The sequence below is a fragment of the Campylobacter sp. BCW_6463 genome, assembly GCF_001762785.1.
GTDB classification, from domain to species: domain Bacteria; phylum Campylobacterota; class Campylobacteria; order Campylobacterales; family Campylobacteraceae; genus Campylobacter_D; species Campylobacter_D jejuni.
Genome location: NZ_MJXL01000029.1, coordinates 1 through 14,417, shown reverse-complemented (window position 1 = coordinate 14,417; position 14,417 = coordinate 1). Strand labels below are relative to the sequence as shown.

General features: G+C 29.3%; 13 protein-coding genes and 4 pseudogenes. 5 read left to right on the top strand and 12 right to left on the bottom strand.

Annotated features, from left to right (window positions below):
* The first annotated feature begins 3 nt into the window (after positions 1-3).
* The 3 pseudogenes from AJ884_RS02610 to AJ884_RS02600 all read left to right on the top strand — a co-directional run bounded on the left by AJ884_RS02610 (position 4) and on the right by AJ884_RS02600 (position 3,306).
* Positions 4-590: pseudogene (locus AJ884_RS02610) on the top strand (transformation system protein).
* A pseudogene (locus AJ884_RS02605) lies at positions 580-2,140 on the top strand (GspE/PulE family protein). Before AJ884_RS02610 ends, AJ884_RS02605 begins: the two co-directional pseudogenes overlap by 11 nt.
* A pseudogene (locus AJ884_RS02600) lies at positions 2,137-3,306 on the top strand (type II secretion system F family protein). The pseudogenes AJ884_RS02605 and AJ884_RS02600 overlap by 4 nt, the downstream one beginning before the upstream one ends.
* On the opposite strand, the gene AJ884_RS02595 reads toward AJ884_RS02600, so the two are convergent.
* The 10 genes from AJ884_RS02595 to AJ884_RS02550 all read right to left on the bottom strand — a co-directional run bounded on the left by AJ884_RS02595 (position 3,299) and on the right by AJ884_RS02550 (position 10,994).
* Entirely contained in the window at positions 3,299-4,063 is a 765-nt protein-coding gene (locus AJ884_RS02595; RefSeq protein WP_061210475.1) for a TSUP family transporter, read from the bottom strand. The pseudogene AJ884_RS02600 and the gene AJ884_RS02595 sit on opposite strands and share 8 nt — an antisense overlap.
* Positions 4,064-4,066: 3 nt before the next feature.
* Positions 4,067-4,831, bottom strand: coding sequence for a TIGR02757 family protein (locus AJ884_RS02590; protein ID WP_070239585.1), 765 nt, complete (start codon positions 4,829-4,831; stop codon positions 4,067-4,069).
* 16 nt (positions 4,832-4,847) lie between these two features.
* On the bottom strand, positions 4,848-6,674 hold the full coding sequence (flgK, locus tag AJ884_RS02585) for a flagellar hook-associated protein FlgK (RefSeq protein ID WP_070286412.1): 1,827 nt from the start codon (positions 6,672-6,674) through the stop codon (positions 4,848-4,850).
* A 9-nt stretch (positions 6,675-6,683) separates the two neighbouring features.
* Complete coding sequence (locus AJ884_RS02580; protein ID WP_002856482.1) at positions 6,684-7,118, bottom strand: flagellar protein FlgN; 435 nt, start codon at positions 7,116-7,118, stop codon at positions 6,684-6,686.
* Positions 7,119-7,158: 40 nt separating this feature from the next.
* Positions 7,159-7,356, bottom strand: coding sequence for a flagellar biosynthesis anti-sigma factor FlgM (gene flgM, locus AJ884_RS02575; RefSeq protein WP_002792053.1), 198 nt, complete (start codon positions 7,354-7,356; stop codon positions 7,159-7,161).
* Positions 7,357-7,418: 62 nt separating this feature from the next.
* Positions 7,419-7,760: a hypothetical protein gene (locus AJ884_RS02570; protein WP_070286411.1), complete on the bottom strand. Its 342-nt coding sequence runs from the start codon at positions 7,758-7,760 to the stop codon at positions 7,419-7,421.
* Positions 7,760-8,806, bottom strand: a complete 1,047-nt coding sequence (locus AJ884_RS02565; protein ID WP_070252594.1) for a flagellar basal body P-ring protein FlgI — start codon at positions 8,804-8,806, stop codon at positions 7,760-7,762. Before AJ884_RS02565 ends, AJ884_RS02570 begins: the two co-directional genes overlap by 1 nt.
* A 58-nt stretch (positions 8,807-8,864) precedes the next feature.
* Positions 8,865-9,548, bottom strand: a complete 684-nt coding sequence (rsmD, locus tag AJ884_RS02560) for a 16S rRNA (guanine(966)-N(2))-methyltransferase RsmD (protein WP_070286430.1) — start codon at positions 9,546-9,548, stop codon at positions 8,865-8,867.
* On the bottom strand, positions 9,541-9,924 hold the full coding sequence (locus AJ884_RS02555; protein ID WP_002870895.1) for a hypothetical protein: 384 nt from the start codon (positions 9,922-9,924) through the stop codon (positions 9,541-9,543). Before AJ884_RS02555 ends, rsmD begins: the two co-directional genes overlap by 8 nt.
* On the bottom strand, positions 9,921-10,994 hold the full coding sequence (locus AJ884_RS02550; RefSeq protein ID WP_070286410.1) for a DUF5644 domain-containing protein: 1,074 nt from the start codon (positions 10,992-10,994) through the stop codon (positions 9,921-9,923). Before AJ884_RS02550 ends, AJ884_RS02555 begins: the two co-directional genes overlap by 4 nt.
* 86 nt (positions 10,995-11,080) lie before the next feature.
* Here AJ884_RS02550 and AJ884_RS02545 point away from each other — a divergent pair, with 86 nt between their 5' ends.
* Together AJ884_RS02545 and truD are read left to right on the top strand one after the other, a co-directional pair.
* Positions 11,081-11,902, top strand: coding sequence for a thiamine-phosphate kinase (locus tag AJ884_RS02545; RefSeq protein WP_070286409.1), 822 nt, complete (start codon positions 11,081-11,083; stop codon positions 11,900-11,902).
* Positions 11,871-12,989, top strand: a complete 1,119-nt coding sequence (gene truD, locus AJ884_RS02540) for a tRNA pseudouridine(13) synthase TruD (protein ID WP_070286408.1) — start codon at positions 11,871-11,873, stop codon at positions 12,987-12,989. The genes AJ884_RS02545 and truD overlap by 32 nt, the downstream gene beginning before the upstream one ends.
* Here truD and AJ884_RS02535 read toward each other — a convergent pair.
* Positions 12,982-13,944 (bottom strand): radical SAM protein, encoded by a 963-nt coding sequence (locus tag AJ884_RS02535; RefSeq protein ID WP_070286407.1) that lies wholly within the window; start codon positions 13,942-13,944, stop codon positions 12,982-12,984. The two genes, truD and AJ884_RS02535, sit on opposite strands and share 8 nt — an antisense overlap.
* A pseudogene (locus AJ884_RS02530) lies at positions 13,944-14,417 on the bottom strand (glycosyltransferase family 2 protein); the annotation flags it as partial. The pseudogene AJ884_RS02530 and the gene AJ884_RS02535, both read right to left, overlap by 1 nt.

The following is a 14,417-nucleotide window of genomic DNA, read 5'->3' as shown; positions in this document are numbered from 1 at the left end:
GGTATGCAAGAAAGAATTAAAGAACTTGAGCTTAGGTATAAATATTTTTTACTTAAAAAATATTTAAAATATTTATTTTTAATTGTTTTAATCTTAGTGATAGCATTTTGTTTTTTTGTGCTAATGCAAAAATATAATAAGCAAAAAAATATTTATTTGCAAGCTATTGAACATAAAAAGCATTTAGAGCAAAAGATTCTTCAAGCGCAAATTTTACAAGAAAAAAATAAGATTTCTAGGGAAAAGTTATATAAAGAACTAGAAGAAGTTAAAGCGGTGCGGGAAAATACACACATTAGTAAGATAGAAATTGATTCTAAAATTTTAAATATTTCTGATTTAAAAAAATCTTTTTATCAAAATCCAAGCTATGAAAAGGCATTAAATTTAGCTAAGAAGTATTTTGATATTAAAGCTTATCAAAAGACAATATTTGGGCTTTAAAAGCCAATGAACTTGACAAGCAAAAACAAGATTCTTGGCTGATTTTTGCTCAGGCTAAAAGAGCTTTAGGTGAAGAAAAAGAAGCTCAAAGTGCTTTAGATGCTTATATAAATTATTATGGTTTAATGGAATTAGATGGAAAGTAGAATGGATAAAATTTTTCAAGCTTATATTGATAATGAAATAAGTCTTGATGAAATTTGCACTAAATTTAATATCACTTCTTGGGATTTTTTTAAAAAATTAGCAAATTTTTGTAATTTACATTTTGTTGATTTAGATGAAGATAATGATTTTATTTATGAAGGTATACCTTTTTCTTTACTTTTAAAATTTAAATTTCTGCTTATTAAAAACAATGACGGCTTTATGATTGTTAGATCTAAACCTTGTTCTTTAGAGCTTTTAGAGCAAGTTAAGACTTTTATGATTTGTGAAAAAATCGTCACTGCAATTGCCGATGAATTAAAGATAGCTAAAATTTTAAATCAAATTCGTATTCAAGAGGAGATTAAAAGATTAAGCATTAAGCTTAGACTTGAATGGCAAGAAAATCAAAAAAGAGATGATCAAAGTTGCATCAGTCAAATTTTTGATTTTTTATTACATGAAATTTTATCTTTTCATGCGAGTGATATTCATATAGAAGCAAGGAATGATGATGCTTTGATTAGGTTTAGGGTTGATGGAATTTTGCGTGAATTTGCTATTTTTGAGAAGGATGTTTATGAAGCTTTGGTTTTTCATGTCAAATTTTTAGCTTGTTTGAATTTAGCTGAATCAAGAAAAACACAAGATGGAAGTTTTGAATTAGATTTTGAAAATGAAAGATATGATTTTCGTGTTTCATGTTTGCCTTTGATTTATGGCGAAAGTGTTGTTATAAGAATTTTAAAACATGATAAAGAAATTTTGGATTTGTATAAACTAAATCTTGGAAATAAAAATTTAGAAATTTTAAAAAAGATTTTACATCGTCCCAATGGAATGATTTTATTAACCGGCCCTACAGGTAGTGGTAAAAGCACAACTTTATACGCGTGTTTAAATGAGTTGAAAAGTATTGAAAAAAAAGATTATCTCCGCAGAAGATCCTATAGAGTATAAAATTCCTTTAGTGCAGCAAATTTTACTCAATTCAAAAGTTGGAGTCGAGTTTAATAGTGTTTTAAGAGCAATTTTAAGGCAAGATCCTGATATTATCATGATAGGAGAAATTCGCGATGAAGAAAGTTTAGATATTGCACTTAAAGCTTCTTTAACAGGTCATTTGCTTTTAAGCACCTTGCATACTAATGATGCTCTTAGTACCATTGATAGGCTTTTGGATATGCAAGCAAAAAGTTACTTGATAGCATCGGCTTTGAGTCTTGTTATAGCACAGCGTTTGGTTAGAAAACTTTGTCCTTGGTGCAAACAAAAAAGCAAAAAACATTATATTGAATTTGAAGGTGAATTTTTTGAACCAAAAGGATGCGAGCGTTGTCATCATAGTGGATTTTTTGGCAGAGAATTAATCGCTGAATGCTTAGAGATCAATGAAGATTTAGCTTGTGCAATTAGGGAAAATCAAGATAAAACGATTTTAATGGAGCTTGCAAAAAAATATGGTTTTCAAACTATGTTTGAACAAGGTTTAAAAAAAGCCAAAGAAGGTCTTACAAGTATAGATGAGCTTTTAAGGGTTGTAAGATGAAATTTTATGAAGTAGAATTTCTTAAAAACAATCAAAATTATACAAAAACTATAAAAGCTGAAAATTTAAATACAGCACAAGCAAAAGCCTTATCAAAGAATTGGAAAATCATTAATATAAAAGAAATTCAAAAATCTAATTTTCAGAGATTAAAAGATGAAAATTTTATACTCTTTTTTAAAGAGCTGGCTTTATTGTGTGAAGTTGGATTAAGTGTTCAAGAAGCGATTAGAGAATTATATCTTATGCATTCTTGCAAGATTATGAAAAAAATATTAGACAATTTAATTTTAGCTCAAAATCTAAATCAAGCTTTTGAAAATGCTAATTTTGGATTAAATCGTGCGGAGTTAGCCTTGATTAAAACGGCTGAAAAGACAGGAAAAATCAGCGAAGTGTTTAGTCAAATTTCTAAACTTCGAGAAAAAAGCTTAGAGACTCAAAAACAATTAAAAAAGGCTTTTAGATATCCTACTTTGGTTTTTTTAAGTATTTTTGTTTTTAATGCTTTTTGTAGTGCCTAATTTTAAAGATTTATTTGAAAATTTAGGCACGAGTTTGCCTTTTATCACGCATGTAATGTTAGAAATTTATAATTTTTTAGATGACTATGGAATTTTTTGCATATTTTTGTTTGTTATTTTTATTGTTATGCTTATTTTAGCTTATAAAAATTTTCATTCTTTTGCTTTTTCTTGCGATTTTTTATTTTTAAAAATACCTTTGATTTCTCGTTTGATTATTTATAATCAAAATTATTATTTTTTTATGGTTTTTCTTTGCTTTTAAAAAATGGAATTTCAATATCTAAAGCTTTTGATTTAGCTATTATAGGGCTTGAAAATAAATTTTTAATTTTTCAGTATAAAAAACTTTTTAGTTTTATAGATTCTGGTCTTGAGTTAAGTCAGGCTTTTAAAAAGATTGATATTTTTGATTCTTTGGTATTTTCTATGCTTAGCGTTGCGATGAAAAGTGGAAGACTTGAAGTGTTAAGTGAAGAAATTACCAAATATTATCAACAAAAAAGTGAAAATTTAATGGATAGATTTTTGATTTTTTTAGAGCCTATGATGACTTTATTTGTGGCGCTTTTAGTTTTGTTTTTGGCTTTAGGTATATTTTTACCTATGTGGGAGCTTAGCTCAGGGGTCAATTTTAACTAAAATAATCCCAAGCTACTTTAATGATAGTGGCTCCTACAACGATTAAAAATAAAGTTTTTATAAACTTTCCATTAGTTTTTAATACAAGTTTTGAGCCTAAATAAGCTCCTAAAACTTGTCCTACGCCCATAAGCAAGCCTACAGCCCATAAAAGTTCGTATTGCCATAAAAATATAGCAAGGGCAATAATATTGCTTGTAAAATTTAAAATTTTAGTATTAATGCTTGCTTTTTTCATATTAAAACCTAGTAGCATCACACAAGCAAAAATCCAAAATGAACCCGTTCCAGGCCCTAAAAATCCATCATAAAATCCTAAAGTTAAGCCACAAATTAAATGAAAAATTTTGATATTTTTTATTTTAGGTTCACTTTCGTGTTTGCCTAAGTTAGGACGTAAGGCTGTATATAAGAAAGTAAGAGTTAAAAAGATTAAGATAATAAGCTTTAATTGCTCATCTTTTACAAAAAGAACACTATAACTTCCTATAGCTGCTCCTAAGGCTGTAAAAAAAACACCCCAAGCAAGATGAGGTAGAGTGGTGGATTTAAAATAAGTTAAAGTAGCTGTAAAAGAACCAAAGACGCTTTGGAGTTTGTTTGTTGCTAAGGATAAATGCGCAGGAATTCCACAGGCTATGAGTGCTGGTAGAGTAATAAGCCCTCCTCCACCTACAATAGAATCTATAAAACCAGCAAAAAGAGCTACAAAAAAAAGTATGAAATAATAAATTGTATCTAAGTGCTCAAAGCCCATTTTTCACTCCTTAAATTTGTCAATTTCCTTACTTTGCCCTAAACGATAGAGTGCAAAGTCATATTTTATGGGATCATTTGCATCTAATTTTTTTAAATTTTGCGTGAGTTCTAAAACACTTTTATAATCATATATTTTACGCTTTAGAAGTCCTAAAGTCAAGGAAATTTTATGTGTATGTGTATCAAGTGGAATTAAAAGATCTTTGGTGTGAATTTTGGTAAAAAGTCCAAGATCAAGTTCATCTTTTCTAACCATCCATCTTAGATACATATTATAGCGTTTAAGAGGTGAAGTAGGGGTGTTTTGCCAAATTTTTCCAAAGAAAAATTCATACCCATAACTTGAATATGAATTTAAGGTTTTGATTTTTTGTATAAAAGCTAAGATGGCATCTGTGGTATTTTCTCTTTTTTGATAGGCTTGATAAAAAAGTTCGTAGAGTGAAATTTCATTTTTAAGTCTTGAAAGAGTGATAAAAATTTCTTGTATATCTTTCTCATTTTGAAAGCGGTATTTTAAATTTTTAAGTTCTTTTTTTATTTGTTTTTCTTGAAGGTTTAATAAAGAAAAATCAAGTTTTTTTAGAAAATTTACTATATTTTTAGCATTTCCATAGGCAAATAAAGCACAAATTAAGGCAATAAATTCATCATTGTGAATTTTAGCAATTTGCAAAGGATCTGGAGTTTCAAAAAGGGAATGATTGGTATTTTTTTGATTGGCTAAAAAATCAAGCTTAGCTTTAAGATGGATAAAATTTTTCACTTGATATTGCTAGAGCTTAAGATTTAAGTCCTAGTAAGGTATCAAGCATTTGATCTACGGTTGAGACGATTTTTGCTGCAGCACCGTAACTTGATTGGTATTGTATAAGAGCGGCTAATTCTTCATTTGTATTTACACCACTTTTAGATTGGTATTCGCTATAAACAGAATTATAAAGAGTTTCATTGCTTGAATTTACAACATTGTTATTTTCACCATCTGAAGCTATTTTACCTGTAAGTTTGCGGTAATATTCTTCCATGGTAAGATTATCAATAGTGCCATCTTCATTATAAAAATTAACTTTATCATATTGAAGTTGGATGATTTTATTTGCCATGTCATTGCCACTATCAACCCCATTTGAGCTTGCTCTTACTGTGCTTGGATCATTTAAGATAGAATCTTTTACTTTCATATCACTTGCATCAGTTCCGCTGAAAAAACCACCTATACTAAACGCACCTGCGAAATTTGTGCCTTTATCTTCAATAGCTACCTTAAAGCCTGATTTTGCATTGATTTGAAATAAACCATCTCCAGTTTTTGCATCGTAGCTAAAACTTGCATTGATATGATCATCAACATCATTATTTGCATTGTGATCGTTATTATCATCTGTATTAGCATTGATTTGACGCATGATATCATTCATGGTTGTATTTACATCTATGGTGATGGTTTTGGTGAGTTTTTTATCGCCTTTATCATCATAAATGACTATATCAAAACTTCCTGGTTGTATGGTTCTGTCGTAATTAACTAAAGGAATATCTCCTTTAAGTCCAGATAGATAATCAGAAGTAACAGAACTTTTCGCAGAACTTGCATAAAGATTGTTAGTTTCATTGATCATGGTCTTAGCAAAAGTATCTAAAGAATCCATATAATCTTGGATAATTCCATCTTCATATTTTCCTTCGCTTTTGCTATAGTTTCTACCGCGTAAGTCAAGTTGAGCACCAAGCTGTCCACCGTTAATCTTTGCAGTAAGATCGCGAACTTTTTCATCAGGAGTTTCATAATAAATGCTATAAGATTTATTTTTATCATCATAATCAAGCTTTAAAGGATGAAAATTTATCCCATCTACTATACTAAAACCTTCTATACTTAGATTGTATTGATGTCCTGGATCAGTGATGGTTGTATCAAGGCGATTGTCTTGATTGATTTCATTTTTGCTTGCAACTGCACTAACTAGCTTTGAAAGGGTAAGTTCAAGTTCATCTCTTCTATCCCTAAGCTCATTTGCGTGTTCTGTTGGTAAGGCTTCTTGTCCATAAATTTGTTTATTTATAGTGGCAATTTCTTCACCAATTCTATTAATCTCATCAACCGTATTTTTAATATCATCATTTACTTTTTTTTGGATTTTATCCAAGGTTGCAAAAGTGTTATTAACGCTTTCTGTTAAGGTTTGAGAAGCTTTTACAAGGGCTATTTTTGTGGCATTTTCATTGGGGTTGGATGCAAAATCATTCCAAGCTTTGTTATAATTTTCTAAATCTTTCAAAATTCCAGTATTTTGTAAGTCTGGAAAACGCTGAGCGATTTCTTGTAAGGTTGAAGCCATATATTTAGTGTATTCTAGTTGGTTTGATGCACCTTTTAATTTGTAGTAAGAATACTCATCATGCAAACGCACTATACTTTCTATAGCAGTTCCTGTGCCTACTTGAACTCCACCTGTGGTAATATACCCATTTGTAGTTTGCACTACTCTTTGGCGTGTATAAAAAGTTGCATTAGCATTTGAGATATTATTTCCAGTTGTTGCGATTTGAACTTCGCTTGCCTTTAAGCCTGTAACACCTGTGTATAATGTTCCAAAAATACCCATTATAAATCCTTATACATTGATCTTGAAAATTGACTCTGGATTTGTCTTTTTATCTCCATAAGCATTATTTGTTCCATCATTGATATCAAACATTTTATTTACTAAGCTATCAAGAAAATCTTTGACAATAAGAACAAATTTAGCATACTCTTTGTTTTTGCTATGAAGGTTTTGAAGATTTTTTTTAAGTAGATCTAGCTTTTGTTTATCTTCATCATCTAAGAGTTCACTAAGCCCTTTTGTAGAGCTATTATTTAGCTCAACCAAGGCAACATCAAGCTGTTTTTTAGCTGTAATAAATTCGGCGATAAGTTTGTTTTTTTCTTCTACACTTGGCGTTACACTCTCATGTTTAGCCACTTTGATATTTTCTATATCTTCTTCGGTTAAAGCAATAAGTTTTGCTAAGATAGCATTTACTTCATCAAGTCTTTGTTTAAGCATATTTTCTCCTTTTCTCTCTCAAAAAAAGGAGAATGAAAATTTAGATTAAAGAGTCAGCAATCGCAGCAGCTGTAGCTTTTGTATCGATTTTATAAGTACCGTTTTTAATCTGCTCTGCGATTTTACTCGCTTTATCATTTTCCGTTTTTTGAGTATCGTTTGTTTTTGTTTCTTTATCTATTCTATTTGTATTTAATGTGGTATTTGCCACATAACTTTGTTGTATAGGATTGATCATTTCTGCCTCCTTGATCTTAGTTATAATCCTCTACAAACCATATCGACCCAAATTTAAAAAACTTAACCCCTTTCTTTTAAAAAATCGTATAATAATTTTGAAAAACCCATACCTCCACTTAAAGCTTTACTCATGGTATCGTTATACATGGAAGAGTATATTTCATCGCTGGCATCTTTTCCAAAGAGTGAATTTTGACTTTTTAAAGATACGTCTAAAACTTGCTTTAAAAAAAATGCTTCAAAAGCATCCGTTTGTTCTTTTAAGGCTTCATCTTCTTTGCTCTTTGTAACTATATCATTATCATTTATTTTGATGCTTGATTTTAAACTTCTTGCTTTGGCTGCGCGATCAAGTAAAGCACTATTCATACTATAAGTATTTAAAAAATTATCCACTTTCATTAGATGATCTCCAAATCTGCGTTAATTGCACCTGCGCGCTTTAAATTTTCCATAATAGCGATAATGTCATTTGGGGTTGCTCCAAGTTTGTTAAGCATTCTAGCTATATTTGCAACTGTGCTTTTTGCATTGTTGATTCTTAAGGTATTTGAACTTGGATCTACAAAACCACCATCTTTCATATCGATTTCATTTTGATTAGCTACTGCGTTATTGTTTGGATCTATTTTTATGGTGATATCTTTATGGGTGATTAAAACAGGTTCTACCTCTACATCAACTCCAGCAATCACTGTTCCTGTTCTTTCATCGATGATAACTTTGCTTTGTGGTTTATAAGCTATATCTTGTTCTAAAACTCTTGCCATAAAATCAACATTTGAAAGATCTTCAGGTTTTTTGAGTTTTACTGTGCGAGAGTCGATGGCTTTAGCCACTTCTTCGCCAAAGACAGTATTTAAAACTCTTTCTATATCGTTTGCGGTTTTAAAGTCTGCTACTTTTAAACTTAAGGTTAGATCATTGTTTTGACTAAAATTTTGTGGAATTTCTCTTTCTACATTAGCTCCACCCATTACAGTTGCAGTAGTTGAGTGAGAACCTGCTCCTCCTGGTCTAGGTGTTAAACCTCCTGTTGAGATAGAGCCTTGTGCTATGGCATAAATTTCACCATCAATCCCACGAAGTGCAGTCAGTAAAAGTGTTCCGCCTTGTAAAGATTTTGCATCACCCATAGATGAAACGGTAATATCAAGTTTATCTCCGCTTTTTGCAAAAGCTGGAAGTTTGGCTGTAACCATAACAGCTGCGGTATTTTTTGATTTGATATCGTTAGGATCTACTTTGATATTCATACCTTGCAAAAGGTTTGAGATGGATTGTAGCGTAAATTTAGAGCTTGTTCCATCGCCGCTTCCATTAAGCCCTACAACAAGTCCATAACCTATAAGTTGATTATCTCTTACACCTACAGTGTTTGCTACATCCTTGATTTGCACTGCAAAAATGCTTGTCATAAAGAGTAAAAATATCGTTAAAACTCTCATGGATTCTTCCTTTAATCTATTGTTGATGATAGATTAAGCAAGAAGTGTTCCAAGTAAGTTAAGAAGAGTAAAAACTTAAACTTGTTGATCCAAATTTCTTTTCTTTGACTTTTTGAAAATTTTGGATTTTTTCGGGAGTTTTTATGGTTGAGTGGTGTTCAAAAATGATTAAATTTAAAGTCTTTAAATCTAAATTTTCTAAAAAATGATAAATTTTTTCATAAATATCGCTAAAACCTTCTCTGATATCAAAAGGTGGGTCAAGATATAAGATGATTTCATTTTTTGAATTTTCTATGAGTCGGGGTAAAATTTCAAAAGTATTTGCATGGATTACTTCTAAATTTGGATCTATGTTTTTAGCATTTTCTAAAGCAATTTTATAAGCTTTTACATCAAGTTCTATAGCATAAGCTTTTAAAGCATAATTACTTAGTGCTTCAGCCGCCATCAAAGCACTTCCACCAAAGGCTTCAATGAAAATTTTATCTTTTAAATCTTCTCTTATTACATTAAAAACACAACTTTTTACTATGCTTTTAGTGCTTCTTGTTGTTGTAAGACTAGGCAAAAGTAGTTTTTTTCCTTTGTATTTACCACTTTTTATATTTGTATAAAGTTTTGTTTCTTTGACTTTTTTTATTTTTTCTTTAGGGGAACTAATTTCTTGTTTTTGAAGAATTTTTTTTCTTTTTTCATTGTGATTAAAAAAGTCTTTAACGCTTATAAATTCATCATTCATCATTAAGTGCTTTTACGAGTTTGTTTTTAAGATCTTTTATGGCAAGATCGATTTTATTTTCATAATCTTTTTTAAATTCCAAGGCAATAGCGTCAATTTTTTCTTCAAGCAGTCTTTTTTGTTCAAGTGCAAGTTGTAAAGCTGCTGCTTTTAAAGCATTGTCAAATTCATTTAAAGACTCAAACAAGGCTTCTTTGCTAAATGGCACGCTTAAAAATGGAGAGTTCTTAGAGATGATAAATAAGGGTTTTGCGGTGTGAATTTTTTCATCGCTAATGATGAAATCGCAATCTTTTTTCATTACCAAATGATCTTTTAAAAAAAGTTCTAAAGTTTTTTCTATGATGAGATCTTTGCATTCTAAAGAGATTTTCATATCAAACTAACCTTTAAAGTATGATTTTTTAATGATGGAGCTTGTATGCCTTGAATAAGGGCTAAAAACTCAAAACGACTTAAAATATAAAAGTCTTCAAAATCTCTCCCACTTGTTTGCATAAGTTTTTTAGCACAAGTATCAAAAAGATAAAAATCCTTTTCTTCTTTTACTACCATAAAATCAGCCCCGCTATCATAAGCGTCCAAAACAATATCTGCAGCCATTTTATAGCTTAGCGTAGGGTTTAAATTCAGTAAAGTAAAGCCATTATTTTTTATACTGTTTTCATAGGAAATAAATTTAGCCTCAAGTTTGGATTTTAAAGTATCACAAGCATTAAAACCATAAAAAGTTATATTGAAATCTTTAAAATTATGTTTAATTTCTTTAAGTTCTTTGATCTCATTATCAAAAGCATTGGTTTTAGGTAAATCAAAGTGTAAAATATTTTTATCAAAAAGCCCTAAATTTAAAATTTCATTCTGTAGGTTTTTGATCGTTGTTTCTAAAATTTCATTTTTACTTTCAAGGTGATAAAAAATACCCTTTTCTTTATCTGCTAGAGTTTTTAAAATTTCTATCTTTTTTTCAGGATATTTTTCTATCATTTTTGAGGCCAAATAAAACACTCCATCGCCCATATATTCAGGAAGATAGTCTAAAATTTCACTTGCATAATATAAATAATCATATTTTCCATAAAGCTTTTTATCCTCTTCATCGCCAAATTTTTCAAGATATTTGTATTTGTCTAAAAAATCATTTTTATCAATGATAAGATCTTTAATAGCTCTTTTTGTACTTAAAGGCTCGATACAAAGATTAAAATCAAATTCTTTTGCTATTTTTTCTAAAGGTGTAAAAAGTGGTATGATTTGCTTATTTACAACTATGTAAGTATCTTCATCTTTATCAAAATCAAAATAAATATCATCATCTTGAATTTGCAAAAGCAAATCATAAAAACTTGCAAAATTTTCATAATTATCATAAATATAAGGTTTATAATAAGCCTCATAATCCTTGGTTTTATCAAATCTAAAAATTCTTAATTCTAATTTTTTCATGGTTTTTCCTTAAATATTTCTATATTATATAAAATTTTTCTAAAATTCACTAGAATTTAAAAGGAAATTTTATAAAATCACGCATTATGAACAAAGAAGATTTTATTATCAAAGCTTTTTTAAATGAAAAAAATGGCGATGATGGAGCTATTATTGATGATTGGTGTTTTAGCAAGGATTTGTTTTTTGAAAATGTGCATTTTAAAAGGGAGTGGTTTAGCTTAGAGCAAATCGCTACAAAAGCAATGCTTGTCAATATCTCAGATGCCATTGTGATGAATGCTGTACCAAAATACGCACTTTTAGGACTTGCTTTACCAAAAAATTTAAGCGAAAATGAGATCAAAGCCTTGCAAAAAGGTTTTTTAAAAACAGCTAGGAAATTTAATATAAAAATCATAGGCGGCGATACTATAAGCAATGATAAAATAGACATTAGTCTTACTATCATTTCAAAGATTAACGATAAAGCCGTTTTTAGAAAAGGTTTAAAAAAAGGACATTTACTTGCTTATACAGGAAAATTAGGGCGAAGTTTAAAAGGGCTTGAAATTTTACAAAATGGGGGCATTTTAAAACCAAACCATGTATTTATAAAGCCAAAATTAAGAGCTAGTTTTTTTTATGAAATCGCACCTTTAATTTCTTGTGCTATGGATATTTCAGATGGTTTGAGCAAGGATTTAGCAAGACTTTTAGCCTTAAATAAATGCGGTATTTCTTGGTTTAAAAAACTTGATGATTATACGCTTTATAGCGGAGAAGAATATGAAATTTTGTTTGCTTTTGATGAAAAAGAACGGCAAAATATAGAAACAATAGCCAAAAAACACGGCGTGAAATTAAATATCTTTGGAAAAGCAGTGAAAGGAAAATATGAATTTAGCGGAAGAGAACACCATTTTTAAGCCTTTGTATAGTTTAAAACACAGTCCTATTAATGCGTATTTTAGTAAAAATAGCGATGATTTTGTAGTGCGTGAAAGGCCTTTGTATGAATTTAGAGGTAAGGGTGAGCATCTTATTTTGCATATCAATAAAAAAGATTTAACCACAAATGAAGCTTTAAAAATTTTAAGTGAAGCAAGTGGGGTTAAAATAAGAGATTTTGGTTATGCAGGGCTTAAAGACAAGCAAGGATCAACCTTTCAATACCTTTCTATGCCTAAAAAATTTGAGAGTTTTTTGTCAAATTTTTCTCATCCTAAACTTAAAATTTTAGAAACTTTTATCCATGAAAACAAGCTAAGAATAGGGCATTTAAAAGGAAATTCTTTTTTTATACGCTTAAAAAAAGTAATGCCAAGCGATGCTTTAAAACTAGAACAAGTTTTGATGAATTTGGATAAACAAGGTTTTGCAAATTATTTTGGCTATCAGCGTTTTGGAAAATTTGGGGATAATTATAAAGAAGGGCTTGAAATTTTGCGTGGCAAAAAAATGAAAAATGTAAAAATGAAAGAGTTTTTAATCTCAGCTTTTCAAAGTGAGCTTTTTAATCGCTATTTGAGTAAAAGAGTGGAGTTATCACATTTTGCAAATGATTTTAGCGAAAAAGAATTGATCCAAATTTATAAAATTTCTAAAGAAGAAGCCAAGGAACTTAAAAAACAAGAGCAATTTTTTAAGCTTTTAAAAGGCGAGGTTTTAGGGCATTATCCTTTTGGAAAGTGTTTTTTATGCGAGGATTTGAGTGCTGAGCTTGAGCGTTTTAGAGCAAGAGACATTAGTGCTATGGGACTTTTAATCGGTGCTAAGGCTTATGAAGCAGGAGAAGGTCTGGCCTTAAATTTAGAAAATGAAATTTTTAAAGATACTTTGGAGTTTAAGGCTAAAATGCAAGGTTCAAGACGCTTTATGTGGGGATATTTAGAAGAGTTAAAATGGCGTTATGATGAAGAAAAAGCTCATTTTTGCATGGAGTTTTTCTTACAAAAAGGCTCTTATGCCACTGTGGTTTTAGAAGAAATTTTGCATAATACAATCTTTAGTTAACTGCATATTCTGTTATGTTTTTTGTACTATGACACCAAGGTCTACAATCCATTTTTGAAATGGCACAATATCTGCAGAATGGTAAAGGTTTGGATATAAAGTTTAATATTTCATCATAACTTGTAATTTTTTTAAGTTCAAGATAATCCCTATTAGAAATTTGCAAATTTTGCTTAAAGTAGCTATTAAAATATTTGATATTTGCTACTATAGGACATGGGTATACTATACCATCCTTTATTTGTATTCTTATATTAGCTCTGTGACAAATTGTAAAATTATCAAATGGATCGCTATCGCCTTTTAAATTTAAAGCTGTTTTAAAACTGGTTTTTTCTATGTTTTCATCATTGAAAAAAGATAGTGTTATGTTGTATTCTTTGCATTTTTGTTTAATATTTTCCCAGTCAATTTTCAAGGGATATTTTGTAGGTCTTAGGATGATATTATTTTCTTCTAAAGCTTTCCAGAAAGAATTATCTTGTTTTGGGAGTAAAATTCCATTAGTAATTAACCAAATTGAGTTATTTTTAAAATGTTTCCTTAAAATATAAAAATATTCTTTACAATCTTTATTCATCAAAGGTTCCCCTCCTGCTAAATAAAACTGTTCTACCATTCCTTCGGTAATGTAAAATATTTTTTGCACATCTTTTTCAAATTGATTTAATTCATAATAGCCTTTTTTAGCTATCTGAGAGAAATTATCGCAACTAAAACAATTTAAATTACAGTGTTCTGCTAAATGAAAACTAATACCGTGTAAAAAAGGTCTAGGAGTAATTTTTTTAATTTTTTCTGTTATACTCCCCCCCCCCGTTGTCATATTGTTTAATAAAATATTATTTATTTTTTCTAGTTCTGTAATTCTAGATTGCAATTCTAAAATATGCTTATATTTCTTTTTAGTTTGTAGTTTTTTTACTAGTGATAATAGCCATTGTTTTAGTTTCATTAATCTTTCCTTTTTAAATTTTGTATGTTAATTAACCAAAATTTAATATACCCACCCCCATACCAATTTTTACTAGCCTTAATAAATTCTTCTCCTAATTTATAAGTAAAACATTCTTTTTCTTTTAAAGCTTCATTATAATCAGGATAAGTTTCTAAAGGTGGTAAAGCTAAATTTGGATTTTTCTTTACTTTAAATTTATAAGCCTTTTGTTCTTGTTTATGTGAAATAACAATGCTTAATATTATAAAAGGTAAAGATAAAAAACCGAATACACTTTTAGAATTTAAAATCAAAGCTTGTCCTAGTTTATAAGAAAGTTGGTTTTGAATTCTTATTTTGGCTTTTCCATAATTATTTTGGAATTTTAGCAGGTTTTGTTTTACAATTAATAATTGATTTTTATTTTCTAAGGTTTCATTTAAATTATGAATTTGATTAGTTTGTTGTAAGATTATATTATTTTGGGAATT

Bases quoted from the DNA above. Each gene is read 5' to 3' on its own strand.
- truD (WP_070286408.1), top strand. From the start codon at position 11,871: ATGAATTTAGCGGAAGAGAACACCATTTTTAAGCCTTTGTATAGTTTA.
- rsmD (WP_070286430.1), bottom strand. From the start codon at position 9,548: ATGAATGATGAATTTATAAGCGTTAAAGACTTTTTTAATCACAATGAA.
- flgK (WP_070286412.1), bottom strand. From the start codon at position 6,674: ATGGGTATTTTTGGAACATTATACACAGGTGTTACAGGCTTAAAGGCA.
- flgM (WP_002792053.1), bottom strand. From the start codon at position 7,356: ATGATCAATCCTATACAACAAAGTTATGTGGCAAATACCACATTAAAT.
- AJ884_RS02595 (WP_061210475.1), bottom strand. From the start codon at position 4,063: ATGGGCTTTGAGCACTTAGATACAATTTATTATTTCATACTTTTTTTT.
- AJ884_RS02570 (WP_070286411.1), bottom strand. From the start codon at position 7,760: ATGAAAGTGGATAATTTTTTAAATACTTATAGTATGAATAGTGCTTTA.
- AJ884_RS02535 (WP_070286407.1), bottom strand. From the start codon at position 13,944: ATGAAACTAAAACAATGGCTATTATCACTAGTAAAAAAACTACAAACT.
- AJ884_RS02545 (WP_070286409.1), top strand. From the start codon at position 11,081: ATGAACAAAGAAGATTTTATTATCAAAGCTTTTTTAAATGAAAAAAAT.
- AJ884_RS02565 (WP_070252594.1), bottom strand. From the start codon at position 8,806: ATGAGAGTTTTAACGATATTTTTACTCTTTATGACAAGCATTTTTGCA.
- AJ884_RS02580 (WP_002856482.1), bottom strand. From the start codon at position 7,118: ATGCTTAAACAAAGACTTGATGAAGTAAATGCTATCTTAGCAAAACTT.
- AJ884_RS02555 (WP_002870895.1), bottom strand. From the start codon at position 9,924: ATGAAAATCTCTTTAGAATGCAAAGATCTCATCATAGAAAAAACTTTA.
- AJ884_RS02550 (WP_070286410.1), bottom strand. From the start codon at position 10,994: ATGAAAAAATTAGAATTAAGAATTTTTAGATTTGATAAAACCAAGGAT.